Here is a 26,329-nt window from a genome sequence, read left to right on the forward strand (position 1 = left end):
GTCAGCGGTAGTTGACGAACTGGAGGGCGGTGTCGACGTCGGCGCCCTTGAGTAGCGCGATGGCCTCCTGGAGGTCGTCACGGCTCTTGGAGGACACCCGCAGCTCGTCGCCCTGGATCTGGGCCTTGACGGACTTGGGGCCCTCGTCGCGCAGCAACTTGGTGAGCTTCTTCGCGACGTCCTGCGCGATGCCCTCCTTGATCGAGGCGCCCAGGCGGAACTCCTTGCCCGACTGCTGCGGCTCGCCCTGGTCGATCGCCTTGAGCGAGATGCCGCGCTTGATGACCTTGGTCTGGAACACGTCGAGCACTGCGAGCACGCGCTCCTCGGAGTTGGCCTTCATGACGATCGACTCGCCCGACCACTCGATCGAGGCGCCCACGCCCTTAAAGTCGTAGCGCTGCTGGATCTCCTTGGACGCCTGGTTGAGCGCGTTGTCGACTTCCTGACGGTCTACCTTGCTGACCACATCAAAGCTGCTGTCGGATGCCATGAGTACTCCTGTTCATCGGTGCGAGCGACGCCGGTTCGCGTCGAGGCCGTTTCTGTTGCTATCCTTCCATGCGCGCCGAGTTCTTCGCGGATCAAGGCGCACTGGCAGGTTGCCCGAGCGGCCAAAGGGAGCTGACTGTAAATCAGCCGTCACTGACTTCGGGGGTTCGAATCCCTCACCTGCCACGCAAGGCCCGACTCCGGTCGGGCCTTTGTCGTTCCCGGCGGTCGCGCCCCACCCGCCCGCCTCTCCCTGCCTTAGCGCCCCACGAGGACGTGGTGGTCGGTTATGGAGGGTGCCGTGCGTCCTGGAAGGCACTCAGGTCCATACCGGGCTGCACCGGGCCGATGCGCCGGCTGAGCCGCGTTCTCGCCTCACCCCGAGCGGTGGTCGTCACGCGACTCACGATCCGAGCCCACCCCGGGGCACCGCGCCCGAGGGGTGCGGCCGCTGGTGACTTAGTCCGCGCATCGGCCGGGCTGAGCGCGAGTGGACGCCAGTGCCTCGCAGGATGCACGCGACCGCCGGAAACCGACCACCACGTCCTGCTAGCGCGCTAAGACGGGGGAGGTGGCGTCCGGGACGGGGGAGGTGGGGGAGTCGGCCCCGCTCCCGCCTGAGCCTTCTATCCGACGTCCGCCACGCCGGCCGTCGAGCGCACGAACTTGCCGCGCTTGACGGACACGTCAGCGCTCATCTCCTCGAGCTCCATGCCCTTGGTCTCGGGCACTCGGAAGTACACGAAGATCAGCGACAGCAGCGCCATCGAGGCGTAGAAGCCGTACGCGAAGGTCAGCCCAATGGACGCGAACTGCGGGAACGACACGGTGATCAGCCAGTTGGCGAGCCACTGAGCGGCGGCGGCCACCGCGAGCGCAGAGGCGCGGATCTTGTTGGGGAACATCTCGCCGAGCAGCACCCACACCACGGGACCCCAGGTGGCGCCAAAGAACACGACGAACGCGTTCGCGCCCACGACCGCGATGGTGCCCCAGCTGCCCGCGAAGTCCGTGACGTCTCCCTTGGCGTCCGTGATCGCCTGAGTGAACGCGATGGCCATGATGCCCAGGGACAGGGTCATTCCTGCCGAACCGATGAGCAGCAACAGGCGGCGCCCAATGCGGTCCACAAGCAAGATCGCCACGATGGTCACCACGATGTTGGTGATCGAGGTGATGGTCGAGGTCAGGAAGGCCTGGTCCTCGTCGAAGCCCACCGACTTCCACAGTGTGGTCGAGTAATAGAAGATCACGTTGATGCCGACGAACTGCTGGAACACGGACAGCAGGATGCCGGTCCATACGATCGGCTTGAGGCCAAAGGCGTGCCCGCGCAGGTCGCCAAGGGAGCGGCGCTCGTCCTCGCCCACGCTCTCGCGGATCTCGTCAATGGTGCCGTCCACGTCCTGGACGCCGGTGAACAGGCGGAGCACTTCAGCGGCCTCGTCGGTGCGGTGCTTGGAGACCAGGTAACGCGGCGATTCGGGTAGCCGTAGGGCGGCGAAACCGTAGATGACCGCGGGGATCGCCTCGGCCATGAACATCCAGCGCCAGGCATCGAGCCCGAGCCACAGTTCGTTGTCCGCGCCGCCTGCGGCACCTGCGAACAGTTGGCCCGTCAGGATCGCGGTGAAGATGCCCGTCACGATCGCGAGCTGCTGGAGCGAGCCCAGGCGCCCGCGGAACTTTGAGGGCGAGACCTCCGCGATGTACGCAGGGGCGATCACGGAGGCCGCACCGACGGCCAGACCGCCGAGGAAGCGCCACGCGACCAGGTCCCAGATGCCGAACGCGAGGCCGGATCCCACTGCGGAAGCCAAGAACAGTCCAGAGGCGAGCACCATCACGCGAATGCGGCCGTATTTGTTGGCAACCGACCCGGCGAACCATGCGCCGAGCGCGCAGCCCAGCAGCGCCGAGGCGACGGCAAAACCGGTAAAGGCGTCGGAGAGTTCCCACTCCCCTTGGATGGCGTCGACCGCGCCGTTGATGACCGAGGAGTCAAAACCGAACAGGAAGCCACCGAGGGCGGCTCCCAGGCTGATCGCGATGACCCGCCCGTTCAGTCGAGAACCCGCCTGCGGTGCCGAGTCGGATGGTGCGGTGGACATGGTGGCCTCCCCTGCCGTGAGCCTCGCTACGGGTGCCCGTTGCGTCAGCGCAACGGCCCACACGCCGCAAAGGACGGATACTGGTCACCGTAACGGCGCACGACCGGTTTCGCTTCCCGAGCAGGGAATTTGGGTCCGAGTGACGCTAACGCGGGAGGGTGTGCCCGGCCAGAGCGGTGAGAGCGGGCGCCAGGTCGCCGACGGGGGCCACGTGGATGCGCGGCAGGCCGAGCCACTGGGCCATCGCCTCGAGCTCGGTGAGGGCCGTCGCGGCGATGCGCTCGTCGCTCAGCCGCCGCGCACCCGGCGCAGTGGTGGGCTCACGCCACGATGACTGCACCAGCAGCGTGCCCGCCTTCCGGTCCGCCTTGAGGTCAAAGCGCGCAGGAATCTGGTCCCCCACCAGCAGCGGCAGGCAGTAGTAGCCGTACACGCGCTTGGGCTGGGGCGTGTAGATCTCGATGCGGTAGTCCATCCCGAACATGCGCTTGAGTCGCGGGCGGAACCAGCACACGGGGTCGAATGGGCTCAGCAGGGCCGATGCGGTGGCCCGGCCAGGATCGGCGGCCACCCGCCGCCAGGGCGCCTCTGGGGAGGGCTCGGCGGTCGCCAGCAAGGCCGGTTCGGTCCAGCCCTCGACCTCCACCCACTGAGCCAGGCCGCGCTCGACCGCCGACTCGGCCCACGCCCGAGCCCCACCTTCGGTCATGCCGCGGGAACCCACCTGGTAGGGCAGGCGGAAGTGATCGCACAAGTCCTTGGGCGTGCTGATCCCGCACGCCGACAGCGCGCGATCGAACAGCGCCTGTCGCGCAGCGGCAGCGGGCAACGCCCACGGATGTGGCTCACCTGAGCCGTCTCCAAAGTCCGCCGCCACCGTCCGCCACGCGCGTACGGTCGAGTCGTAGGTGCGCGCAAAGTGCTTGCCTCGCGAGGCGCCCACGGTACCGGTCAGAAACAGCAGTTCGAGCGCGGTCTTGGTGTGGCTGCGGTCCCACCACGGACCCTTGGGTCCCTCCCGTGGGGCGAGGTGCTCGACATCCGCGCCCACCACGGGGCCCGACTGCTCGACCCACGCGCGCACCTCGTCCACCAGTCCAGGACGCTCGCTCGCGAGCCAGGCCTCGCGGTGGTCGCGCCAGGTGGTCCGCGCGACCATGCGGTGGTGCATGAGGGGCAGCACGTCGAGCGGCATCACGGACGCCTCGTGTCCCCAATGCTCGAAGGCGTGTGCCGAGTGTCCGTCGGGCGCGCCCCACAAGAACTGGTCGAGGTCGGCGGTCGCGTACGCCCCAAACCGCGAGAACATCGGCAGATAGTGCGCGCGGGCCAGCACGTTGACGGTGTCGAGCTGCAGCACCCCCTGAAACTCCAGATAGGAGGCGAAGTCGCGCTCCCGCACCCGGCGCGACGGCCGTCGGCGGGCAAGCCCCTGGGCGTTCAGGAAGATGCGACGGGCCTGCGCGGCACTGAGCGAAGTGCCCAAAGAAGTGGTCACACGCCTCACACTAGAGGCAGCCTCCGACACCGCCGCGCAGCGTCGTCAGGAGCCGATTTCACAACCAGGCCCCGGTCCATGTACTCTTGTCCGGCTGGCCCCGATAGCTCAGTCGGCAGAGCGTTTCCATGGTAAGGAAAAGGTCCAGGGTTCGAGTCCCTGTCGGGGCTCCAAGGATGGCTCGCCGTCGTCCTCGTCAAGAGGTCGGCGGCGGTTCCATTCTCGCGGCGGGGTAGCTCAGGTGGTTAGAGCACACGACTCATAATCGTGGGGTCGCGGGTTCGAGTCCCGCCCTCGCTACGCTCCAGGCGATCCGCCTGGAATACGCGCTTTGCGCGTCACCACAAGGCTGGGAGCAACCGTGGCCAAGAACGACATTCGTCCCAAGATCACTCTGGCATGCACCGAGTGCAAGGACCGCAACTACATCACCCGCAAGAACCGTCGCAACAACCCTGACCGCGTCGAGCTCTCGAAGTTCTGCCGGAAGTGCGGCAAGCACACCGCGCACCGTGAGACGCGCTGATCTGACCTGATCCGCAAGGCCCGCCCCTCCGCATGGAGGTGGCGGGCCTTTCGCATGCAAGACTCTCGGCATGGGCAACAGTCGGGCCGATGCGCACGCACCTTCCGCCGCCACGACACAGTCGCGCCGTTCGGCCTGGCAACGCACCGCCGTCGTGTGCGGCTGGGTGGCGTTCGCGGCTCTCGCTGTGCCCGCGTTCGCTCGCGTCACAGGCTGGGAGGCCGGACCGCTCGCCATCCTGGTGGCGCTCATGCCATGGATGACGGCCGCATGCGTGGTGCCGTTGCTCGTGGGTGCACTCGTGCGGTCGTGGAGCCTGGCGGCGGCGAGCGCGGCGCTCGCTGCTCTCGGCATCGCCTGGCTCGCGCCGCTGTTCGTCGCGGCGCCCTCCGCCGGCGAGCCTGTCCTGACCGTGGCCTCGGTCAACATGACCTATGGCGGCGCCGATCCCGACCAGGTGGTGGACCTCATCGCCACCCACGAGGTCGATGTCTTGGTGGCACAGGAACTGACTCCTGAGGCGGTCGCCGCGCTCGCGGAGGCGGGGCTCGACGACGTTCTCCCTCACGCGCAACTGGCCCCCGAACCGGGAGTGACGGGCACGGGCCTGTGGTCGCGCACGGCCCTCACCGATGCCGGGAGCCTCGCGGGCTTCACCGACGACCCTGCGGCGGCTCCGTACGTGTCGCGCGCCGTCCAGGCGGGTGTCGACGTGGAGGGCCAGTCGGTGACGGTGCTCGCCGTCCACCCGGCCGCGCCTGGTCCCGTCGACCACTCCTCGTGGGACTCGAGCATGGCGAGCCTCACCGGGTACCTCGCGGACCTGGATGGTGCCGTGCTCGTGGCAGGTGACTTCAACACCACCAGGGATCACCGCGCCTTCCGCGACATCGTGGCGCTGGGCTATGAAGATGCGGCCGACCAGGCCGGCGCTGGCATCGCGATGACGTTCCCGCAGGGGCGCACGCCGGTCCCGCTCGTGGCTATTGACCACGCACTCGTCCGGGACACCGCACTGGTCGCGACGGGCTACCAGACGCACGCCATCTCAGGCGCCGACCACCGCGCTCTCGTCGTCACCTACGCGACCCGCTGACCGAGCGGCAGCCAGCCAGCGCATCGGCCCTACCAGGGACGAGTGCCCCAAGCGGACGGCCGTGTCCGGAGTCCTCCTCGCGGGGCGGTACGCTTGGCGCGCGTTCACACGCCGCGCGCCCGGACGCGCGCACCTTTTCATCATTGGGAACTCAGCACCCATCAAGTTACTGAGGAGACACTCATGTCCGCGCCCGCGCGCACCGGTCTTGTTGCCAAGATCGACAACTACTTCGAGATCACTTCTCGCGGATCCACGTTTGGCCGTGAGATTCGTGGTGGCCTCACCACCTTCTTCACGATGGCGTACATCGTCGTCCTCAACCCGCTGATCCTCGGCTATGTCGTCGACGGCCAGGGCAACTACCTGGGCGGTGGCACCGAACCGAACATCGGGATGATCGCTGCCGCGACCGCACTGATCGCCGGTCTGCTGTCGATCCTGATGGGTGTGTGGGCCCGCTTCCCGCTCGCCATGGCGGCGGGCCTGGGCATCAACGCGTTCCTCGCCTACTCGATCGCGTCGCGCGCCGGAATGTCCTGGCCCGAGGCCATGGGCTTCGTGGTGATCGAGGGCATCATCATCACCGTCCTCGTGCTCAGCGGCTTCCGCAAGGCAGTCTTCGCCGCCGTGCCGATGTTCCTCAAGCAGGCCATCGCGGTCGGTATCGGACTGTTCCTCGCCTTCATCGGCCTGGTGGACGCGGGCATCGTGTCCACCGGTGCGGGCACCATCACGCAGTTCGGTCACGGCGGTTACATTTCGACGTGGCCCATGGTCGTGTTTGTGATCGGCCTGTTCACCGCCATCATCCTCATGGTCAAGAAGGTGCGCGGCGCGCTGCTCATCTCGATTGCCGTGTCGACGGTGATCGCGGTCATCATCGAGGCCGTCGCACCGTTGGGCCAGGCGAGCGCAGAGAACCCCAATGGCTGGGCGAACATGGTGCCCACCGTGGGCGACAGCGTCGTGTCGGCCCCTGACTTCTCACTGATCGGCCAGGTCGACCTGTTCGGTGGATTCTCCTCGCTCGGCGTCCTCACCGCACTGCTGCTGATCTTCTCGCTGCTGATCACCGACTTCTTCGACACCATGGGCACCATGACCGCCGTGGGTGCCGAGGCCGGCCTCAACGACAAGGAAGGCAACCCGCCTCGCTCGCAGCAGATCCTGCTGGTCGACTCGATCGGTGCCGCCGCCGGTGGTCTGGGATCGGTGTCCTCGAACACCTCCTACATCGAGTCCGCCGCCGGTGTGGGCGACGGCGCGCGCACGGGTCTCGCCCCGGTGGTGACCGGTATTGCGTTCCTGCTGTCCACCTTCCTGACGCCGCTGTACGAGCTCGTGCCCTTCGAGGCCGCGACGCCCGTGCTCGTGGTGGTCGGATTCCTCATGGTGTCGCAGGTGGCAGGCATTGACTGGAAGGACTACCGGATCGCGATCCCCGCGTTCCTCACCTTCATCCTCATGCCGTTCGGCTACTCGATCTCCGTCGGTATCGGCGCGGGCTTCATCTCGTTCGTCGTGCTGCAGATCGTCACCGGTGGCGCGCGCAAGGTGCATCCGCTCATGTGGGGCGCCGCAGGTGCGTTCGTCCTGTACTTCGTGCTCGGCCCCATCCTGGGTGCCGTGGGCTGACCCTAGCCCTGAGCGTTCCACTGCGCCCCCGGCCCCTGTGGCCGGGGGCGCAGTGCTGCGTACGGGGCCCAGCTCGCGCATCGGCCCTGCCTCGATGGCCGATGCACGTTTCGCTAGGCTGGCTCCGTGCCAGTGAATCCTGAAGCAGTAGGCCGCAGTTACGGCCCGTTCGAGCCCTACGAGGTGACGCGGGTCAAGATCCGCGAATTCGCCGATGCCGTCGACGCCTGGTCGGGCGCCCACCGCGATGTCGCGGTCGCGCAGGCCGAGGGCTTCCAGGACCTCGTGGCCCCCACGACGTTCGCCGTGGTGATCGCCCAGCGCGCCGAGTTCCACGTGGTCACCGACCCGGAGGTGGGCGTCGATTTCTCCATGGTGGTGCACGCCGAGGAGCGCTTCACGCATGTGCGACCCCTCGTGGCCGGGGACGTCATCACGACCACGGTCCACATCGAGTCCATCACGCAGCGCGCCGGGATTTCGATGGTGACCACCCGTGCAGAACTGACTGATGCGGACGGCGCCCCCGTCAGCACGGTCACCAGCACGCTTGCGGTGAGGGAGGCAGCATGATCGAGTCGACGAGCCCCAGCTTTTCCGGGCTTGACGTGGGCCAGGTCGTGGCCGAGCGAGACATTGCCTTCACGCGCGACAGCCTGGTGCGCTACGCGGGTGCCTCGGGGGACTTCAACCCCATCCACTACAACGACGTGGTCGCCGAGTCCGTGGGCCTGCCGGGCGTCATCGCTCACGGCATGCTCACCATGGGCGCCGCCGCGTCCGTCGTGGAGGAGTGGGCGGGCGCGGGCAACGTGTCCGACTACCAGGTGCGCTTCACGCGGCCCATCCCCGTGCCGAACCCAGGTGAGGCGGTCGTCAAGGTGACGGCGCGCATCGGCGCTTTGGATGAAGAACAGCGCACGGCACGCGTCGACCTGACCGTCACGCACGGCGAGACCAAGGTGCTGGGCAAGGCCCAGGCCGTCGTCGACTGCGACTGACGTCGCGGTGCGCGTGACTTAGTCGTTCGCTCGCACCGGGGCCGTCGACGATCCGACACGCACCTCGAGCGGCATCGAGATCTGCGACGGGGTCTCGCCGCGCAGCAGTTCGCCCACCTCTGAGGCGAGCGCGGCACCCTTGGCGACGCCGTCCTGCACCACCGTGGTGAGTTCAAGTGGCGCGAGCCACGGCAGGTCGATGCCGTCGAAGCCGGTGATCGAAACGTCGTGTGGCACGGACAGGCCCAGTTCACGGGCCGCCACCACCGCACCCGCCGCGAGAGCGTCGGACTGCGCCACCAAGGCGGTGGGCTGGGATTCGTGACCGAGCGCGAGGTGGCCCGCCGCGATGCCCTCGGCCAGCATGGACTCGCGCGCCTCGACCACGACGCACGGCTCGACGCCAGCGACGCGGAAGGCTTCCAGGCGGTGGTGCATGGGCGACCAGGCCGACTTGGGCATGTAGTCACGCGGGCGCAGACCCGTCGCGCCGCCAGGGGCGTGGGGGAGGGTGATGGTGCCGATCCGCTCGTGGCCAAGCTCGCGCAGGTGCTCGATGAGCTGGACCGTCGCGGTGGTGTCGTCGATCGATACCTGGCCTGCTCCCGCGGGGGCCTCGGCGTCCATGACGACGAACGGCAGCGACCTCTTGTTGAGCAGCTCGATGGCCGGGTCGTCGTGGTCGCGCACGCGCAGCAACACGGCGGCGTCCATCGGCGCGGTGGCGAGCAGGGACCTGTCGTCGTCCGCGTCGCGCGGAGTGGGGATGAGCAGTGCGCCTAGACCCATATCGCCCAGCGCCGAGATCAGACCGTCCATGACGTTGAGCACGTGGGGCGCGCGGAAGGCGAGCGTGAACGAGTCGTGGATGAGCACCCCCACCACGTGGGAGCGGCCCGAACGCAGTGCCCGGGCCTGGGCCGAGGGGCCGGCATAGCCGAGGTCGGCCGCGGCCTTCTCCACGCGGGCCTTCATCTCGGGAGAGATGGGTCCCGCTCCCGAATACGCCAGGGACACGGTGGACAAGGAGACGCTTGCGCGCGCGGCAACATCCGCCATGGTTGGTCGTCGCTTCGCAGCCACAGTGCTCCTCTGGGGTCCCTTTGACGCTAGCCACAGCGTAGCCGCACAATGGGGGGCGCATGAGCCCGCCTGTGCCGTCCTGCCGGTGTGGGAGCGTGCCGACGGCCGGGGCGCGCACCGAGCCGCGTCGCACACACGCAGCGCGACAGGAACGGAATCATGCCTTTCAGAATTGGCCCTGCGCCCACAGCAACGCCCACTCCAGCCCGGATCCGCTCTGCGCGCTGGGGTGTGCTCGGGCTCTTTGCCTTGCTGGGAGCGATGCTCGGCACCGTCTTCTCGCGCTATCCGTCGATCCGCGATGCCCTCGACGTGAGCGTCGCCGGGCTCGCCAACCTCGTGGTGATCGGCTCCCTTGGTGCCCTCGCGGGGCTGCTCGTCACCGGATGGTCGGCCGCCAAGTTCGGCACTCGGGCGCTGCTGTGGTGGTCCAACCTCAGCTTCATGGCCGCCCTCGCGCTCGTCGCCGGGTCGACCGTCGCAGGCAGCATTCCCATGTTCGCGGTGGGTCAGTTCTTCATGAGCTTCTCGATCGCGTTCACCAACGTGGCGATGAACGCCGAGGCCGCCATTGTCGAGCGCCAGATGGGACGCGCGGTGATGCCGCAGTTCCACGCGACGTTCTCCGTGGGCATGGCCATCTCGCTTGCCGTCGGCGCGCTGATGTCCTACCTCGACGTCGCGCCCGTGTGGCACTTCCTCGGCATGGGATTGGTGCTGACGGTGGTGCGGCTGGTAGCGGTGCCCTTCGCGGCGCTGGACGGTATGCCGGACCCAGCCGCCGCATCGGCCCAGCTGGGCGGGCCCTTCGCCACGGCACGCGAGGCCTATTCGGAGCGGCGCGTGCTGCTGATTGGCGTGATCGTCTTCTGCGCGTCCATGACGGAGATGACCGCGGCGCAGTGGATGTCGATTGCCGTGGTCGACGACTTTGATCGGCCCGAGGCGATGGGCACCCTGATGTACTGGACCTTCGTGGTCGCCATGGTCTCGGTGCGCTGGTTCGGCGCTCCCATCCTTGCGAGGCTCGGTCGCGTGGTGTCGCTGCGCGCTGGCGCGGTGTGCGCGGCGCTGGGCCTGCTGACGTTCGCCTTCACCCCCGTGTTCTGGCTCGTGCCCGTGGCCGCCGCGCTGTGGGGCATGGGCGCCGCACTCGGTGTACCCATCGCCTTCTCCGCGGCTGCGGACGAGCCCCGTGGTGCCGCGGCGCGCGTGGCTGCCGTGGCGACCTTCTCGACGGTGGCGGGCTTCGTGGTACCGCCGTTGATCGGCAATCTCGGCGACGTGATCTCGCTGCAGTTCGCCTTCCTCGTCATCCTGGTGGCGTCGACCACGTCGTTTGCGTTGGCACGCGCGGTGCGCAAGGACGGGCGCCTGCGAGGCAGCCGCCGGGCGGCCGAACGCCTGGTGGGCTCGGGACGCCTGTCGCTGGAGAGCAAAGAGGCCCCGACGGCCGATGCGCCTGTCGCCGATGCGGCCGCTGTCGCCGATGCGGCCGCTGTCGCCACGGGCGTGGCTCCGGTAGCGCCCGAGGACGTCGACGTGCCCAAGGACATCGACGTACCCGACGGCGCCTCGGGCGACAGGTGACACCCCCCGCGGCTGGCTACCCTGGTTCCATGACCCGACTGTCCGATCTCACCACCCTGCGAGTCGGCGGCCCGGTCCGCAGCCTGGTCGACACCTCTGGCGAACGCGACTTTATCGACGCCATCAAGGATGCCGACGCCGCAGGCAGCCCCCTGCTGGTGCTCGGTGGCGGCTCCAACGTGCTCGCCTCTGACGACCCGTTCGACGGGGTGGTGGTGCGCGACCGCCGCCGCGACATCTACGTCCAGGACGACGGTGCGTGCGGGGGAGTGTCGGTGACGATCACCGCGGGAACCCCGTGGGACGACGTCGTCGCGCGTGCGTGCGAGGACGGCTGGGTGGGCATCGAAGCCCTCAGCGGCATCCCCGGCTCGACCGGCGCCACGCCAGTGCAGAACGTCGGGGCCTATGGCGCCGAGATCGCGGACGTGCTCGCGCTGGTGCGGGTGTGGGACCGGCTCGAGAGTCGGGTGCGTTCGCTCGCGCGCGTGGATTGCGGCTTTGGCTACCGAGACTCGCTGCTCAAGCGTTCGATGCGCGCAGCGGCGCCCGACGCTGGTGAGTGGCGGCCCACCCCGCGCTACGTGGTGCTCGACGTGACGCTGCAGATGCGCCACGGCACCCTGTCGGCGCCCATCCGCTACGCGCAGCTTGCAAAGGCGCTTGACGTGGAGGAGGGCGCGCGGCTGCCGTTGGGCGACGTGCGACAGGCCGTCATCGACGTGCGTGCGAGCAAGGGCATGGTGCTCGATGCCGCCGACCACGACACGTGGAGCGCCGGCTCGTTCTTCACCAACCCGATCCTGAGCGCATCGGCTGCGGCCACTCTGCCCGAGGATGCCCCCCGCTTTGGCGCCGAGGACGGCCAGGTCAAGACCTCGGCGGCCTGGCTCATCGAGCGTGCGGGCTTTGCCCGCGGCTTCGCCGTGAGCGCCGATGCGCCTGCCGGCCTGTCGACCAAGCACACCCTGGCCCTGACGAACCGCGGCACCGCGGCGGCGGCTGACGTGGCCGAGTTGGCGCGTGCCGTGCGCGACGGGGTCCACAGCGCGTTCGGCGTGGAGTTGGTCCCCGAACCCGTGCTCGTGGGCCTCACTCTCTAGCCCCCTCCGAAACACCAAATGGATCCATTTTCTCGTGTGGGGCGGCGCTGCCGCCCTCTCACGATGAAAATGGATCCATTTGACGGGCCTGAAGCCCCGTTCTTTCCGTCAAATGGATCCATTTGACGGAAAGAACGGGGAAGGTGCGGGTGACGGGAAGGGGGTTACCCGTCCGTGGCGATCGCCTTGAGGATGTCCAGGCGCGAAGCGCGCCACGCGGGCCATACCGCCGCGATAACGCCGGCGATCGCGGCCAACACGGTGTAGACCACCAGCCAGCCCCACGGCACCGTCGCGCCGTCGAACCCGAAGTCCGCCAGAGCGAGTACCAGTGCCGTCCCGAGTGAGACGCCAAGGATCATGCCCAGGATGGTGCCAAAGACGGCCATGACCATCGACTCGACGGTGATCATGCGCCACACCGACGAGCGCTTCATGCCGACGGCGCGCAGCAGGCCAATCTCCCGGGTGCGTTCTGTGACGGACAGCAGCAACGTGTTCGCTACGCCAAGGATCGCGATCACCAGGGCGCTCGCAAGCAAGGCCGAGATCACGCCGAGCAAGAGGTCAATGAACTGGTTGGCGAACTGCTCGAGTTCGCTCGGCTGCTGGAGGAACACCAGCGGATACTCCTCCGACAGCGCGTCTTGGATGGTCGTCTGTGCCTCGTCGACGTCCACGCCGTCCTCCAGGAGGATCATCGACTGGAATACCGGAATCTCGCCGAGCAGCTCCTCGCCGGTGGGCCAGTCGACCACAAAGTTCGACTGGTCAGCGTTGGCGAGGGTTCCCGTGACCTCGACGGTCACGGTGCCGTCGGGTCCCTCGAGCGTGATGTCATCTCCCACCTCGACACCCAGGTCCTGGATGGGAGGCGCGATGAAGACGCCATCGCCCAACTGGTCAACCGGCGGCGTCGACTCGAAGGTGAACGCCTGCCCGATGGTGTCCGCGTCGACCACGGCGAGCGACTGGCGAACGCCGTCATAGGTCACTTCACCGACGCCCAGGCTCGTGACGAGCTCCACGCCGTCGACTCCCTCGATCGTGGCGATCGCGCCGGCAGGGAGCTCTCCCTGGCTCGACAGAACAAAGAAGTCGGCGCTGGTCGCCTGGAACTGCGCCGAGACCACGGTCTTGAGGGACTCGGTGAAGGTGGCGACGAGTGCAAGGAGCATCACGCCGATCATGAGCGCGGCAGCGGTGTTGGCGCTGCGACGAGGCTCACGTCGGATGTTGTTGGCGGCGAGCTTGCCATCCACCTTGAACATGCGGGTCAGCAGCCCGCGCAGGCCGAACGCCATGGGGACGAGCACCTGCGCAGCCAGCAGCGTCACGCCGATCACGAGGATCGCGGCACCCGCGCCCACCCAGATGTAGGGGCGCTCGAAGCCGCCGTAGAGGCCGAAGGTGACGAGCCCCGCTCCCAGGATCGCGAGGACGCCGCCGACGATATTGCGCAGGGTCAGGGGCTTCTTCCCGCCCGTGGCGGACTCGCGCAGCGCCTCCATGGGCGAGATGCGCGAGGCATGCAGAGCGGGTAGCAGCGCGGACACGAGGGTCACGAGCGTGCCCAGGCCGTAGGACCACAAGATCGCGTCCAGCGGCAGGGTCATGGCGCCAAAGATGTCGCCGACGAACAGCCCCACCAGTCCCGCCGCCGCGAGGGCAAGCAGGTACCCGCCGACGATGCCCAGGGTGGAAGCGAGAATCGCGACCACGACGGCCTCGAGCAGGATCATCGACCGGATCTGGCGACCGGTGACGCCGATCGCACGCATGAGCCCAAACTCGCGGGTGCGCTGGGTGACGATGATGCGGAAGGTGTTGACGATGATGTACGCGCCCACGAACAGCGAGATCAGGGCAAAGGTGATGGCGAAGATGTCGACGTAGTTCAGGACCTCGTCGAGAGCCTCGGTTTCCTCCGCGGCCTTGTCCTCACCGGTGATGGCACGGGTGCCCTCGGGGAGCACGTCCTGGATGTCGGCCACGACTGCGTCAGCGTCCGCGCCGTCGCTCAGCAGCACGCCGATGCCCTGGTAGTTGGGGTCGTCCGCGAGGGTGTGGACGTCGGCATCCGTGAGATAAGCGAGCGTGGCGCCCTGCAGGCTGTTGGACTCGCCAAACCTCACGGTGCCCACGAGCTCGAACTCGCTCACGCCCGCATCGGTCGCGATGCGCACGGTGTCGCCCATCGCGTAACCGAGGCGAGGAACAGAGTCGACGTCGAGCACGATCTCGCCGTCGGATTCGGGGCCGCGCCCGTCGACGAGTGTCGACTGGTCGATCTCAGGGATGCCCGACCAGTTGAAGATCTGGCTGGGCGCTCCGCCGCCTCCGAATGGGTCGGTGGTCTCTTCTCCGGTGTCCGGTCCAAGGACCGCTCCGTTGGCCTGGACCCCGCCGAGCGCGGTCTGCACCCCGTCGACCGTCGCCACGGCGTCAACATCGGCAGCGGTGAAGACGCCCTGCGTGGCCTCGAAGGGGTCCTCCGAGGGTTCCGCGGCGGCTGGGTCTTCTTCGACGATCACGTCGGTGCCCGAGTAGATCTCGGAGAACAGCCCCGAGAATCCGGACGACAGCGCGTTGGTGAAGGTGTGTGAGGCGGCCACGAGTGACACGCCGAGGGCTACCGCAATCGCGGTAAGGATCAGCCGCTTGGGGCTGTGCTTGACGGACTTGAGTGCGAGCCGGAACATGGCGGCCTAGTGCCCCATCTTCTTCATGCGGTCGAGCACGCGGTCCGCCGTGGGCTCGCGCATCTCGTCGACAATCTTGCCGTCCTCGAGGAACAGAATGCGGTCGGCGTAGGAGGCTGCGGTCGGGTCGTGGGTGACCATCACGATGGTCTGCTTGAACTCCTTGACCGCGCGGCGCATGAACGTCAGCAGCTCGGCGCCCGAGCGGGAGTCGAGGTTGCCGGACGGCTCGTCGGCAAAGATGATCTCGGGTCGCGACACCAGCGCGCGGGCGACGGCCACACGCTGCTGCTGGCCACCCGACAGTTCGGCGGGTAGGTGGGTGAGGCGGTCGCCGAGCCCGAGAATCCCGATGATCTCGTCGAACCACGCCTTGTCCACCTTGGTGCCCGCGATGTCGAGCGGCAGGGTGATGTTCTCTCGGGCGGTGAGTGAGGGGATCAGGTTGAACGACTGGAACACGAAGCCGATGTAACGGCGACGGACGTCGGTGATCTGCGCCTCGCTCAGCGTGGTGATGGTGGTCTCGGCGATGGTCGACGATCCCGCCGTGAGGCGGTCGAGGCCCGCGAGGGTGTGCAACAGCGTGGACTTTCCGGAACCGGACGGGCCCATGATTGCGGTGAACTCGCTGCGGGCGATGTCGACGTTGATGCCGTCGAGCGCGCGCACCGCGGCCTCTCCGTGTCCGTAGTCCTTGTAGCCGTCTCGCATGGTGGCGGCGAGCGCGGCAGCTGCGGTGGTGGTCATGGCGGGCCCTTTCGTCATGGGTGGCCGGGGTCGGGTCTAGTGTGCCAATTGCCGGGAGGGCACGTGAATCCCTCCTCGGGACGGTTCGCACGGCTCGTTCTCAGGGATGACCCCCGGGGGTCGTCCCTCAGCGTCCGCGCGCTGCGTCAGTGTCCGGGGCGCACAATCCCCGACTCGTACGCCTCCACCACCGCTTGTACACGGTCGCGCACGCCGAGCTTGGTGAGAATATGGCTCACGTGGGTCTTGACGGTCGTCGAGGACACCCACAGTTCCTTGGCGATTTCCTGGTTGGACATGCCGCGGGCGAGCAGGCGGAGCACCTCGACCTCGCGGTCGGACAGGTCGCCGATCGCCTCGGGGGGCGGTACGTGCTTGCCGTTCTCGTCCAGGGTGCCGGGCGATTCGGCCGGATGGGAAGCGAAGCGCTCGATGACGCGCCGCGTGACCTCGGGTGCGAGCAGGGCCTCTCCCGACGCCACCACCCGCACGGCGTTGACAAGGGTGTCGCCGTCGGCGCTCTTCAGGAGGAACCCGGACGCGCCCACCCGCAGGGCCTCGTACACGTACTCGTCGTCGTCGAACGTCGTGAGGATGACCACATGGGCGTCGGGGCTGGACTCAAGCACCTGCGCTGTTGCGGCGAGCCCGTCCATGCCGGGCATGCGAATGTCCATGAGGACCACGTCGGGCGAGTGCTCCCGCACCAGTTCAACGGCGTGGGCTCCATCGGAGGCTTCGGCGACGATTTCGATATCCGGCTCGGCGTCGAGAATCATCTTCAGACCTACCCTGACCATCGCCTGATCATCGATCAGCCCTACTCGGATCACGAATTCACTCCCTCAGCTTGTGGCGCCGATGCGCCGGTGACCTGGTCGTCGTTCGAAGGCAGCACGGCGTGGACCTGGAAACCCCCGCCTCTGCGCGGCCCATGCGACAGCGCTCCGCCGAGTGCCTGAACACGTTCAGCCATGCCAGCGAGCCCGTGCCCACCAGGCAGACGCGCGGACTCGGAGGCACCGCGCCCATCGTCAACGACGGTGATGTGCACCGCATCGGCCGTGCGCTTGACGAGCACCTCGGCGCTCGCGCCGTTGCCCGCATGCTTGAGGGCATTGGTGAGCGCCTCTTGCACGATCCGGTAGGCGCTGACCTCGACGCCAGCGGGCACGTGCGACGAGCCCGAAATCTCAAGCGTCACGGGCAGGCCGGAATCCTGGACGTGACGCACAAGCGAGGGCAGGGCCGCCAGCGAGGGCATGGGCGACAGCCCATCGAGGGCCGATGCGAGGGCCGGGGAGGCGCCCGAAGCCAAGGCTCGATCGACGTCCGCCCGCTCCGCGGCCTCCTTTTCCGAGGCTCGCAACACCCCGATCATGCGCTGCATCTCTTCGAGACCCTTGCGTCCCGACTGCGCGATGGTGCCGAGGGTCTCTTGGAGCTCGGGCTCGCGGCCGGCGAGGCCTCGCCGAGCGCCTTCCGCCTGCAACGTCATCACGGTGATCTCGTGGGCGACCACGTCGTGGAGTTCGCGTGCGATCCGAGCGCGCTCGGCGCGGACCGCGTCGGCTGCCGCCTCGAAGCCCGCCTGTTCGCGCCGCACGCTCGCCACTTCGAGTTCGGTGACCCGTTGGCGGCGGCGCTTGTCTGCCACGCCGAGTGCGAACGGAAGCACGGCGCAGATGGGCACCGCGATGAGCGCGGACCACGGCACCGAATCGAGCGTGGCGATACCCGCAGCGGTCCACGCCATCATGAGGCCCAGCAGTACTGCGAGGTGTCGGAGCGCGGTCCACTGCGGCAGATACGAGCCCAGGCCGTAGATCGCGACAAAGACCGCGAGCATGGAGGGGCCGGCCTCGTAGCCGACTCCGACCGACAGTACCCAGATCAGTGTGGTCGCCCACACGACTGCCCGGGGAAAACGCAGCCGCCAGATCAGCGGCACGACGCCCGCCACGAGTAGTAGGTAGCCCCACCCGTCCATGTCGCGGGACGGCGCGAGCAGGCCGGTGTCCTCGAGCGAGATCGCCCACAGCAGCCCCAGCATGCCAAGGCCCGCAGCGATCAGCAGGTCGTTCCAGCGGGGCTTGAAGTCCATGGGACCACAGCGTATGCCCGCCCGCTTGACCCCCGCATCGGCCATGCGGGCGATGGCTCAGCCGACGAACCGGTAACCGACGCCCCTGACAGTCTCGATGGCGTCGGAGCCCAGGTGCGTGCGCAGGTAGCGGATGTAGACGTCGAGCACGTTGTCCTTAGCGGCGCCGCCCCACACCTCGTGGAGCGCCTCTGCGCGAGTGACCACGTCGCCCCTGCGTTGCATGAGCAGCTGAGCGAGCTGAAACTCCCGCGGGCTGAGCGGGATGTCGAGTCCGCCGCACGTGAGTGTCCTCGTGAGCGGGTCGAGCTCGCAGCGACCGACCTCGATGGTGGGGACCTCCGCGGACGTGCCGTCCTGCGGGGCGCGGGCGCGCAGTCGGATGCGCGCGACCAACTCGGCGAACGAAAACGGCTTGGCCATGTAGTCGTCGGCGCCGCGTTCGAGACCGCGCACGGTGTCCTCGGCGCTGGTCCTCGCGGTCAGAATGATGACCGGCAGGTCCGAGCCGTTGGCGCGCAGTTTGCGCAGCACGGTGAAACCCTCTTGGTCGGGCAGGCCAATGTCGAGGACCATGATGTCGAAGTCGTCCTCAAGCGCCATCCGCAGGCCCTCGCGGCCTGTGCGAGCGCTCACCACCTCGATGTCGGTGGTGCGCAGTCCCTGGGTGAGTGACTCGACCAGCCGGTCCTCATCCTCGACTAACAGCAAGCGAATCATGAGGCATCTCCGTTCCGGGGGACGATCAGGGCAAAGGCTGAGCCCTTGCCCACCGTGGAATCGATGGCCAGGCGACCCCCATGTGCTCCCGCGATCGCGGAGGCGATGGGAAGACCAAGGCCCGCGCCTTCAGCCTCGGGGTCGACGCGGTTGAAGCGTTCGAGGACGTGTCCCTGGTCCTCTGCCGAGATGCCGATGCCTTCGTCGCGCACCCACAGGTGAACGTCATCGCCGACGAGGGCCGTGCCGAGCGCGACCATGGAGCCCGGCTCGGAGAACTTCACGGCATTGGCGGCGAGCTGCAACCACGCCTGGGTGAGGCGCTGCGAGTCCACCCACACGGTGCCCTCTCCCACGGATTCGAGCTGCCAGTCGCGTTCTCCCAGCGCCGTTGCTCGGGTGAAGGTCTGCTCGGTGAGGTCGCGCAGTTCGACGTTCTCGCGCAGCACAAACTCGGGGCGGTCGGACTTGGCGAGGGTGACGAGGTCGTCAACCAGACGCGACATCATCTCCACCTCGTCGAGCAGGATCTGCTGGGTGCGCATGACCTCGTCGGGATCGCGCGGCTCGATGAGTTCGAGGTTGGTGCGCATGATGGCCAACGGCGTGCGCAACTCATGGGAGGCGTCGTCGAGCAGCTGGCGCTGGTCCGCGAAAGCGCGCTCGAGCCGGTCGAGCATCCCGTTGACCGTGCGTGTGAGCCGCGCGAGGTCGTCGTGGCCGGTGACGGGGATACGTTCGGCGAGGTCGTGCTCGCTGAGGTGGCGGGCCTTCTCTTGCAGCACCGTGATCGGACGGAGCATGCGTCCCACGGTGGTCCATGCGACCACGCCGATCATGAGCAACGACAGTGCGGCGACCAGCGCGTAGACCTCGAAGGTCTCGCGCAAGTTGTCGATGAGGGTGCCGCGGTCCGTGGCGATGGTGAATACCCCCACCGTGTCGCCATCGGGCTCGACGATGGGCACGGCCGCGTAGCGGTAGTCGGCTTGGTCGGTGCGCACCGAGCGGACTCTGACCACGTCGGCCGCTTGGGATGCGGCCTCTGCAAGAAACGCCGAGTCGTCCTCAAGCCGCAGCCGATTCGGGTTCGAGGGGACGAACCGCGCGATCTCGCCGGTATGCGCCACCGCACTTTCGGTGGGGCTAGCCACCACGCGGATCATGGCCTCGCGCATGAGGTCATCGGAGGACGCGAACGCCTGGCCCGTGGTGGGGTCGGGCTCCGACGCGAGCTCGATAAACGACTGGGTGCGCAGCGCGAGGTCCTCGGTGATGGTCGCATCGAGCCGGCCGCGCTCGATGGCGTAGGCAGTGACACCGGCAACCGTGAGGGCGAGCCCTGTCAGCCCTACCAGGTACGCAAGAACCCGCGCCCGGACCGACATACGTCGGGCCGGGCGCGTGATGCGAGCGAGCACGTGTGCGATGGGGACCCTCCTGGGGTCACGCTACCGCGCGGCAGTCGCGTGGCGAGGTGCCATCAACGGTCGCGCTCACCGCGGCTGTCGCTACCCCAGCGGTCGCCGCGGTCATCGCCGTGGTCGTTACCCCAACGGTTGTTGCTGTTGTCGCGGTCGTCATCCTCGCGCGAGGCGACCTTGGGGTCATCGTTGTCGCGCTCATCAGCCCACGAGGACTCGCGGTCGTCGTCCTCTTCCTGCTGGAGTCGATCCCAGGTGCCATTGGAGCGTTCGGTGAGGCACGTACGGAAGTCCTTCCACGCATCGGCCCCTAGGGCGGCAGCCCAGTCGGAGCGGTCGAGGCCGCAGGCCTCTGCGGCCTCGCGCACCTCGTCATACCAGGCGTGGAGTTGTTCCTTCCAAGCGTCCCAGTCGTCGTCAGCAGGCTTGGCGGGGCGCTCCGGAAGCGTGCACTGCGCGGGCTCGGCGGTCTGCGCGGGCTTGGCGGCCGCGGGGCGGTCCGAGACCACCGCGGTGGTGGTCGATGCGGTCGCCGCCTGGGCGTCCTTGTCCTTGCCGCACGTGCCCTCGTCCGAGCACTCGATGGGCTTGGGGTCCACCTCGACGGGCGTGGCGGCAGCGGCGGCGTCAAGGGCGCTCGCGGACGGGCTCGGCTCGGGGGTCGACAGGGTGACGGCGGTGGCGACGGGGGTGTCCGGGGCATCGGCGGTGAGGGCAGTGGCGGCCCCCGCGACGATCATGGACAGTCCGAGGAATCCGACAGCAAGAGCGACGGTGCGAATGCTTGGTGCGGTCATGGCATCAGTGTGGCGCGCGGCGTCTGAGGGCGTTCTCAGGGCACTGTCGCCGCGCGGGGAGCGGCACCGCACGGCACCGCTCCTACCGGTCCTCGGGGCGCAGCCAGCGGAACGTCCGCACGGACACGACCAGGCCAATGACGAACCACAGCGTCAGCATGAGCGCACCCATCGGCAACTGCCACGAGCCCGAGGCCTCCGCGGCCTCGAAGTGCTCCGGCAGGAACACCGACCGCATGCCCTGCGCAAGCCACTTGAGCGGGAAGATCGACGCGAAGTCCTGCATCCAGCCGGGCAGTTGGGTGAACACCACGAACACGCCGGAGGTGAACTGCAGCACGAGCACCACGGGAGTGAGGATCGCCGAGGCGGCCTTGCCGTTGCGCAGCAGCGAGCTGGTCGCGATGCCCAGCACCGTCGAGGCAGCGTTGCCCAGCAGGAACACCCACGTGAAGGTCCACCACTGGGACGCCTGGGTGGGCATCTCCACGCCGTACAGCCCCACACCCATGGCGATCAGCAACGCGTTCTGCACCACGGACACCACGAGCACCTGCGCGATCTTGCCGGCGAAGTAGGCGGTGGGCGGCAGCGGCGTTGCGTGGATGCGCTTGAGGACGTCCTCGTCTCGGTCGATCGACAGCGAGATCGCCAGCGACTGGAACCCGGTGTTGATGATGCCCGTGGCGATCATGCCCGCGAGGAAGTACTGGCCGAACGACACCCCGGTGCCATACAGGTCGTCGGTGTTGAAGATCATCCCGAACATGACCAGGAAGATCATGGGGAAGAAGAAGATGAAGATCATCTGCTCACGTGAGCGGACAAACTCCTTGAGTTCGACCTTGAGCCGGTCGACCGTCATGCTCCACCAGGAGGGTCCAGCCGTCCGGACGGCCGATGCGGGGGCTGGGGTGCTCATGCCGCCACCTCCGAGATCCCCACGAGGTCCAGGTACACGTCTTCGAGAGAGGCGCGGCGCACCTCAAGCCCGGGCACCTCGCCGTCGTGCGCGGCGAGCAGGGTGCGCAGGAACTCGCCGGGAGTCGCGGTGTCTTCGGTGCGGTGTTCGCCGTGGTCGAGCCATGACACCTGCGTGGTGGTGGCGCGCGAGCGCAGGCCGCTCGGGGTGTCGAGCGCCACGAGTGCACCTGCGGCGATGATGCCGATGCGGTCTGCCAGGCGCTCCGCCTCGTCGAGGTAGTGCGTCGTGAGGACAACGGTGGTGCCGTCGTCCTTGAGTGCGCTGATCATGTCCCAGAACTGGCGCCTGGCCTCGGGGTCGAACCCCGTGGTCGGCTCGTCGAGGAACACCAGCTCCGGCCGGCCGATCACCGCGACCGCGACGTCGAGTCTGCGCCGCTGGCCTCCCGACAGCTTCTGAGGCTTCTCGTCCGCCTTTGCGGTGAGGCCCACGGCTGCAAGGGTCTCGTCGACATCGCGCGGCGACGGGTAGAGCTTGCTCGCGTGCACCAGCGTCTCGCGTGCCGTGAGGAACGATTGTCCCGAGGTGTTCTGCAGCATGAGCCCCACCCGCTCGCGCCACGCGCGGGTCGCGTGCGCGGGGTCGACGCCCAGAACCTCGACGTCGCCCGCGGTGCGCCTTCTGAATCCCTCGAGGATCTCGACGGTCGTGGACTTGCCGGCGCCGTTGGGGCCCAGCAGCGCGAAAACCTCGCCGCGGCGCACCTCAAGGTCAAGGCCATTGACGGCGTGATTGTCGCCGTAGGTTTTGCGCAGGCCGGTGACGGCGATCGCGGGTGGGTTCATGGGGTTGAGGCTAGCGCCGGGCGGCACGCCCGGCATCACCCAGATGGCCGATGCGCGAGCGGGGCGGGCAAACGGTGCCCGGCCCGCGCATCGGCCCTGTGCAATCTCTACTCGGCGAGCAGCGCCTGGATGCGGCCCACACCCTCGACGAGGTCGTCGTCGGCGAGGGCGTAGCTCAGGCGCACAAAGCCCGAGGGGCCAAAGGCTTCGCCGGGAACCACGGCGACCTCGGCCTCGTCGAGGATGATGCTCGCGAGATCGGCCGACGTTGCGGCGACCTTGCCGCGGATCTCGCGACCCAGCACGCCCTCGACCGAGGGGTAGGCGTAGAACGCACCCTGCGGAACGGGGACCTGGAAGCCGTCGATCGCGGTGAGCATGTCGACCATGGTGCGGCGGCGGCGGTCGAAGGCCTCGCGCATCTGGGCGACCTCCTCGAGCCCGCCCTCGAGCGCCGCGATGGCCGCGCGCTGCGAGACGTTGGCGACGTTGCTCGTGAGGTGGCTCTGGAAGTTGGTGGCGGCCTTGATGACGTCCTGGGGGCCCACCATCCAGCCCACACGCCATCCGGTCATCGCGTAGGTCTTGGCGACGCCGTTGAGCACAATGCAGGTGTCGGCGAGGTCGGGCACCACGGACAGAATCGGGGTGAACTGCGCGCCGTCGTACAGCAGGTGCTCGTAGATCTCGTCGGTGATGACCCAGATGCCGTGCTCGAGCGCCCACTCGCCGATGGCCTTGGTCTGCTCGGGGGAGTACACCGCGCCCGTGGGGTTCGACGGGCTGCAGAACAGCAGCGCCTTGGTGGCGTCCGTGCGCGCGGCCTCGAGCTGCTCGATGGTCACCAGGTAGCCCTGGTCCGCACCGGCGAACACCTCCACGGTGCTCGCACCAGCCAGCGCGATGGCCTCGGGGTAGGTGGTCCAGTACGGCGCGGGAAGGATGACCTCGTCGCCCGGGTCAAGGATCGACGCGAAGGCCTGGAACACGGCCTGCTTGCCGCCGTTGGTCACAAGCACCGTCGCGGGGTCGATCTCGTAGCCAGAGTCGCGCAGGGTCTTGGCCGCAATCGCCTGCTTGAGCTCGGGAAGGCCAGCCGCGGGCGTGTAGCGGTGGTTCTTGGGGTCCTTCGCGGCCTCCACGGCGGCGTCCACGATGAACTGCGGCGTGGGGAAGTCGGGCTCGCCCGCGCCGAACCCGATCACCGGGCGGCCGGCGGCCTTGAGGGCCTTGGCCTTGGCGTCGACGGCAAGGGTGGCGGAGGGCGCGATGGCGCCCAGACGGGCAGAGACTCGGTTCTTGGAGGTCACGGGCGCGATTCTTCCACGTTTGGGTGAGGTGCGGAATGGGACTGTGGCCCGGGGAGCGTGCCTTCCTCGCTGACGATCGTGCGGCGCGTTCGAGGGCGGATCCCGCGAAACCACCCTCGAACCGTGCGATTCGAGCGTGTGGGAGGGCGCATCGGCCGAATGGACCCTCACGCTCGCGGTCGCCGAGCCCAGGTTGTCCACAGATACGGGCCTCGCCGCCCGCGGGTGCCAAGCCTGGGGCAGTGTCAGGTGCATGGACCCCACCGACGCGATCACGATGCGAGGCGGGGCGGCGCGAACCGCGACGGTCCTCGCCGCGGGGGTGAGGAGAACCTCCTTGGAGCGAGCCATCGCGGACGGCAAAGTCCGGCGCCTGCGGGCTGGAGTGCTCGCTGTGCCAGGTGCCGACCCTGCCGTGGTTCATGCCGTGAACCTTGGCGCGACGCTCACGTGTGTCACAGCCTTGGCACACCACGGGGTGCACCTCCTGAGCCGCACGCGTGCACCACACCTCGCCGTCCGTGCCAACTTCACCAGCCACGGGCGGCGCACTCGCGGCCTGCACCTGCACCACCTCAGCGTGTGGGAGGCCCCCTCCGGCGTGGTGCCCGTCGAGTCGGTCCCTCGCGCGCTCGATGTGGCGGGGCGGTGCCTTGACCAGCGCTCTCACCTTGTCGCGGTCGACTCCGCTCTCCACCAGGGGTTGGTGCGCCCCGACCAGGTCGCCAGCTTTGCGGTGTCGCCCAAGGCCAGGCGCGAGTGGCTGCTGGCGCACATGGATGGCAGGGCCGAATCCGTGGGGGAGACGCTGGCGCGCCTGGATTGTGTGGAGCGCGACCTGGCCGTGCATCCGCAGAGGTTCATCCCACGGGTGGGGCGCGTGGACCTTGTGGTCGAGAACTGCGTGGTCGTGGAGATAGACGGGCGGGCGTTCCATGACGACTCCGAGTCGTTCAAGCGCGACCGGCGCCGGGACAGGCTCGTGGTGCGGGCTGGCATGCCCGTGCTGCGGTTCGCGTCCGCTGAGCTGACCGGGCCCCAGCCGGTTCACGTGGGAGATGCGGTGCTCGAACTCCTGCGAGAATGAGGGTGGATTCGCAAGATGTGCCCTCGATCCGGCTTGTGTGACATGGATCGACGGCATGTGGGGCGATGACACCCTCAAGTTGGCTTGCGAGATGGTTCGCAGGGCCGATGCGCGGGTGGCCTTGCGGGGGCGAGTTCGCTTTTGGCGGCTCGACCACGTACTATTGCGAGTCGGCGATTGACATTCGTCATGATGGTCTGCGCCTCGGTGCAGACGGTCAGGTCGCCAACGGGAGTCCCAACGCTCCCGGAGGGTAGTGGCGCAATTGGTAGCGCATCGGTCTCCAAAACCGACGGTTGGGGGTTCGAGTCCCTCCTACCCTGCTGGGCGCGGTGTATCCGCGCCTGACCCCACATCCCATGAGCGAAGGACTTCCCGGTGAGCGAAACAGCCGTGACGGACTCCGGAGAGAAGGACCCGCGGCACGAGAGTCGTGAGGGCCGCAACATCTTCGGTCGTATCGCGCTGTTCGTGCGTCAGGTGATCTCTGAGCTCAAGCGAGTGGTGACCCCCACCCGTGAGGAGCTGATCCGCTACATCTGGATCGTTCTGGGATTCGTCGCGGTGATGATGGTCATCGTGTTCGCGCTCGACTGGGTGTTCAACTGGGTCTCCCTCAAGGTGTTTGTTGGCGGGTAACCGCCTCGAAAAGGATGTGATGAGCAGTGAGTGACGACAAGCTCGACGCCGTCGGCGACCAGCTGGACGAGCTCTCGGACGAGGTCACGCCCGCGGTCGACGAGGCTGTTCTGAGCGACGCCCCCGAGGACACGCTCATCGAGGGCGACGACGACACGGTTCCCGGTGACCCCACGGAGGACGCCCTCGAGGCGGCCGTGGAAGAGGCCATCGAGATCGAGGACGCGCCGAGCGACCCCGCCGAAGACTTCCGCCTTGAGCTGCGCATGCAGGAAGGCGACTGGTACGTCATCCACAGCTACTCGGGTCACGAGAAGCGCGTGAAGCAGGCCATCGAGCACCGCCGTGAGTCGCTCCACATGGAGGACTTCATCTTCCAGGTCGAGGTCCCCATGGAGGACGTCACCGAGGTCAAGAACGGCCAGCGCAAGATCGTCACCCGCGTGCGGATGCCCGGATACGTGCTGGTGCGCATGGACCTCACCGATGCCTCGTGGGGCACGGTGCGCAACACCCCCGGTGTCACGGGATTCGTGGGCCACGCCCAGCAGCCCGTGCCGCTGACCGTCGACGAGGTGTTCAGCATGCTGGCCCCGTCGCAGCCCTCCGTCGCTGACGCTGCACCCGAGAAGGACGCGCCCAAGCAGACCGTCGAGGTCGACTTCGAGGTCGGCGAGTCCATCACGGTCGTTGACGGCCCGTTCGCGACTCTGCCCGGCACCATCTCCGAGATCAGCGTGGAATCGCAGAAGCTCCACGTCCTCGTTTCCATCTTCGGCCGGGAGACCCCGGTCGAGCTGGGATTCACCCAGGTCACCAAGATCTAGGTTTCCCCCAGCAATTCCGGCGGCACCCGCCGCCACGAACTACAGCAAGGACCCGAACACA

At 68.0% G+C, this 26,329-nt stretch carries 24 protein-coding genes and 4 tRNA genes; 14 read left to right on the forward strand and 14 right to left on the reverse strand.

Going from position 1 to position 26,329, the window contains the following annotated elements; genetic code table 11:
- Position 1: 1 nt before the first annotated feature.
- Entirely contained in the window at positions 2 to 493 is a 492-nt protein-coding gene (locus ACK5NO_RS08245; RefSeq protein ID WP_416812187.1) for a YajQ family cyclic di-GMP-binding protein, read from the reverse strand.
- A 103-nt stretch (positions 494 to 596) separates the two neighbouring features.
- On the opposite strand from ACK5NO_RS08245, the gene ACK5NO_RS08250 reads away from it, so the two are divergent.
- Positions 597 to 678: transfer RNA gene (locus tag ACK5NO_RS08250), tRNA-Tyr, on the forward strand.
- 440 nt (positions 679 to 1,118) lie between these two features.
- Here the strand turns inward: ACK5NO_RS08250 and ACK5NO_RS08255 are convergent.
- Together ACK5NO_RS08255 and ACK5NO_RS08260 are read right to left on the reverse strand one after the other, a co-directional pair.
- The gene (locus ACK5NO_RS08255) at positions 1,119 to 2,603 is read right to left on the reverse strand and encodes a sugar porter family MFS transporter (protein ID WP_416812188.1); all 1,485 of its coding nucleotides are present in this window, start codon (positions 2,601 to 2,603) and stop codon (positions 1,119 to 1,121) included.
- 145 nt (positions 2,604 to 2,748) lie between these two features.
- The gene (locus tag ACK5NO_RS08260) at positions 2,749 to 4,101 is read right to left on the reverse strand and encodes a winged helix-turn-helix domain-containing protein (protein WP_416812189.1); all 1,353 of its coding nucleotides are present in this window, start codon (positions 4,099 to 4,101) and stop codon (positions 2,749 to 2,751) included.
- A gap of 97 nt (positions 4,102 to 4,198) precedes the next feature.
- On the opposite strand from ACK5NO_RS08260, the gene ACK5NO_RS08265 reads away from it, so the two are divergent.
- From ACK5NO_RS08265 to ACK5NO_RS08295, 7 genes are all read left to right on the forward strand, one after another.
- Positions 4,199 to 4,274, forward strand: a tRNA-Thr gene (locus tag ACK5NO_RS08265).
- A gap of 53 nt (positions 4,275 to 4,327) precedes the next feature.
- A tRNA-Met gene (locus tag ACK5NO_RS08270) sits at positions 4,328 to 4,401 on the forward strand.
- A 61-nt stretch (positions 4,402 to 4,462) separates the two neighbouring features.
- Entirely contained in the window at positions 4,463 to 4,627 is a 165-nt protein-coding gene (gene rpmG, locus ACK5NO_RS08275) for a 50S ribosomal protein L33 (protein WP_416812190.1), read from the forward strand.
- Positions 4,628 to 4,697: 70 nt separating this feature from the next.
- Entirely contained in the window at positions 4,698 to 5,723 is a 1,026-nt protein-coding gene (locus tag ACK5NO_RS08280; RefSeq protein ID WP_416812191.1) for an endonuclease/exonuclease/phosphatase family protein, read from the forward strand.
- Between the two features lie 183 nt (positions 5,724 to 5,906).
- Entirely contained in the window at positions 5,907 to 7,361 is a 1,455-nt protein-coding gene (locus ACK5NO_RS08285; protein ID WP_416812192.1) for an NCS2 family permease, read from the forward strand.
- A gap of 126 nt (positions 7,362 to 7,487) precedes the next feature.
- On the forward strand, positions 7,488 to 7,934 hold the full coding sequence (locus tag ACK5NO_RS08290; protein ID WP_416812193.1) for an FAS1-like dehydratase domain-containing protein: 447 nt from the start codon (positions 7,488 to 7,490) through the stop codon (positions 7,932 to 7,934).
- On the forward strand, positions 7,931 to 8,362 hold the full coding sequence (locus tag ACK5NO_RS08295) for a MaoC family dehydratase (protein ID WP_416812194.1): 432 nt from the start codon (positions 7,931 to 7,933) through the stop codon (positions 8,360 to 8,362). The genes ACK5NO_RS08290 and ACK5NO_RS08295 overlap by 4 nt, the downstream gene beginning before the upstream one ends.
- 18 nt (positions 8,363 to 8,380) lie before the next feature.
- On the opposite strand, the gene ACK5NO_RS08300 is transcribed toward ACK5NO_RS08295, so the two are convergent.
- Positions 8,381 to 9,421 carry a LacI family DNA-binding transcriptional regulator gene (locus ACK5NO_RS08300; protein WP_416812195.1) on the reverse strand — a complete coding sequence of 347 codons (1,041 nt, stop codon included), beginning with the start codon at positions 9,419 to 9,421 and terminating at the stop codon, positions 8,381 to 8,383.
- A gap of 183 nt (positions 9,422 to 9,604) precedes the next feature.
- Here ACK5NO_RS08300 and ACK5NO_RS08305 point away from each other — a divergent pair, with 183 nt between their 5' ends.
- Together ACK5NO_RS08305 and ACK5NO_RS08310 are read left to right on the forward strand one after the other, a co-directional pair.
- Positions 9,605 to 11,035, forward strand: a complete 1,431-nt coding sequence (locus ACK5NO_RS08305; RefSeq protein WP_416812196.1) for an MFS transporter — start codon at positions 9,605 to 9,607, stop codon at positions 11,033 to 11,035.
- 29 nt (positions 11,036 to 11,064) lie between these two features.
- Positions 11,065 to 12,138 (forward strand): UDP-N-acetylmuramate dehydrogenase, encoded by a 1,074-nt coding sequence (locus ACK5NO_RS08310; RefSeq protein WP_416812197.1) that lies wholly within the window; start codon positions 11,065 to 11,067, stop codon positions 12,136 to 12,138.
- A gap of 164 nt (positions 12,139 to 12,302) precedes the next feature.
- On the opposite strand, the gene ACK5NO_RS08315 is transcribed toward ACK5NO_RS08310, so the two are convergent.
- From ACK5NO_RS08315 to ACK5NO_RS08360, 10 genes are all read right to left on the reverse strand, one after another.
- A complete protein-coding gene (locus ACK5NO_RS08315; protein WP_416812198.1) occupies positions 12,303 to 14,840 on the reverse strand; it encodes an ABC transporter permease in 2,538 nt (845 codons plus the stop codon).
- A gap of 6 nt (positions 14,841 to 14,846) precedes the next feature.
- The gene (locus ACK5NO_RS08320; RefSeq protein ID WP_416812199.1) at positions 14,847 to 15,590 is read right to left on the reverse strand and encodes an ABC transporter ATP-binding protein; all 744 of its coding nucleotides are present in this window, start codon (positions 15,588 to 15,590) and stop codon (positions 14,847 to 14,849) included.
- A 146-nt stretch (positions 15,591 to 15,736) separates the two neighbouring features.
- Positions 15,737 to 16,423 (reverse strand): response regulator, encoded by a 687-nt coding sequence (locus ACK5NO_RS08325; protein WP_416812200.1) that lies wholly within the window; start codon positions 16,421 to 16,423, stop codon positions 15,737 to 15,739.
- Positions 16,420 to 17,694, reverse strand: a complete 1,275-nt coding sequence (locus tag ACK5NO_RS08330; RefSeq protein ID WP_416812201.1) for a sensor histidine kinase — start codon at positions 17,692 to 17,694, stop codon at positions 16,420 to 16,422. Before ACK5NO_RS08330 ends, ACK5NO_RS08325 begins: the two co-directional genes overlap by 4 nt.
- 57 nt (positions 17,695 to 17,751) lie before the next feature.
- Positions 17,752 to 18,414: a response regulator transcription factor gene (locus ACK5NO_RS08335; RefSeq protein WP_416812202.1), complete on the reverse strand. Its 663-nt coding sequence runs from the start codon at positions 18,412 to 18,414 to the stop codon at positions 17,752 to 17,754.
- On the reverse strand, positions 18,411 to 19,835 hold the full coding sequence (locus tag ACK5NO_RS08340; protein ID WP_416812203.1) for a sensor histidine kinase: 1,425 nt from the start codon (positions 19,833 to 19,835) through the stop codon (positions 18,411 to 18,413). The genes ACK5NO_RS08335 and ACK5NO_RS08340 overlap by 4 nt, the downstream gene beginning before the upstream one ends.
- Positions 19,836 to 19,897: 62 nt before the next feature.
- Complete coding sequence (locus tag ACK5NO_RS08345) at positions 19,898 to 20,635, reverse strand: hypothetical protein (RefSeq protein ID WP_416812204.1); 738 nt, start codon at positions 20,633 to 20,635, stop codon at positions 19,898 to 19,900.
- Positions 20,636 to 20,717: 82 nt separating this feature from the next.
- Positions 20,718 to 21,557: an ABC transporter permease gene (locus ACK5NO_RS08350; RefSeq protein WP_416812205.1), complete on the reverse strand. Its 840-nt coding sequence runs from the start codon at positions 21,555 to 21,557 to the stop codon at positions 20,718 to 20,720.
- Entirely contained in the window at positions 21,554 to 22,405 is an 852-nt protein-coding gene (locus tag ACK5NO_RS08355) for an ABC transporter ATP-binding protein (protein ID WP_416812206.1), read from the reverse strand. Before ACK5NO_RS08355 ends, ACK5NO_RS08350 begins: the two co-directional genes overlap by 4 nt.
- 107 nt (positions 22,406 to 22,512) lie before the next feature.
- The gene (locus ACK5NO_RS08360; protein WP_416812207.1) at positions 22,513 to 23,715 is read right to left on the reverse strand and encodes a pyridoxal phosphate-dependent aminotransferase; all 1,203 of its coding nucleotides are present in this window, start codon (positions 23,713 to 23,715) and stop codon (positions 22,513 to 22,515) included.
- 253 nt (positions 23,716 to 23,968) lie between these two features.
- On the opposite strand from ACK5NO_RS08360, the gene ACK5NO_RS08365 reads away from it, so the two are divergent.
- The 4 genes from ACK5NO_RS08365 (at position 23,969) to nusG (ending at position 26,268) form a co-directional block, all read left to right on the forward strand.
- On the forward strand, positions 23,969 to 24,802 hold the full coding sequence (locus ACK5NO_RS08365) for a hypothetical protein (RefSeq protein ID WP_416812208.1): 834 nt from the start codon (positions 23,969 to 23,971) through the stop codon (positions 24,800 to 24,802).
- A gap of 250 nt (positions 24,803 to 25,052) precedes the next feature.
- Positions 25,053 to 25,125 (forward strand) — tRNA-Trp (locus tag ACK5NO_RS08370).
- 55 nt (positions 25,126 to 25,180) lie between these two features.
- Complete coding sequence (gene secE / locus ACK5NO_RS08375; RefSeq protein ID WP_416812209.1) at positions 25,181 to 25,441, forward strand: preprotein translocase subunit SecE; 261 nt, start codon at positions 25,181 to 25,183, stop codon at positions 25,439 to 25,441.
- Positions 25,442 to 25,467: 26 nt separating this feature from the next.
- Positions 25,468 to 26,268 carry a transcription termination/antitermination protein NusG gene (nusG, locus tag ACK5NO_RS08380; RefSeq protein ID WP_416812210.1) on the forward strand — a complete coding sequence of 267 codons (801 nt, stop codon included), beginning with the start codon at positions 25,468 to 25,470 and terminating at the stop codon, positions 26,266 to 26,268.
- Positions 26,269 to 26,329 lie beyond the last annotated feature (61 nt).

Origin of the sequence: Demequina sp. (assembly GCF_047975725.1) — a bacterium.
GTDB lineage: Bacteria > Actinomycetota > Actinomycetes > Actinomycetales > Demequinaceae > Demequina.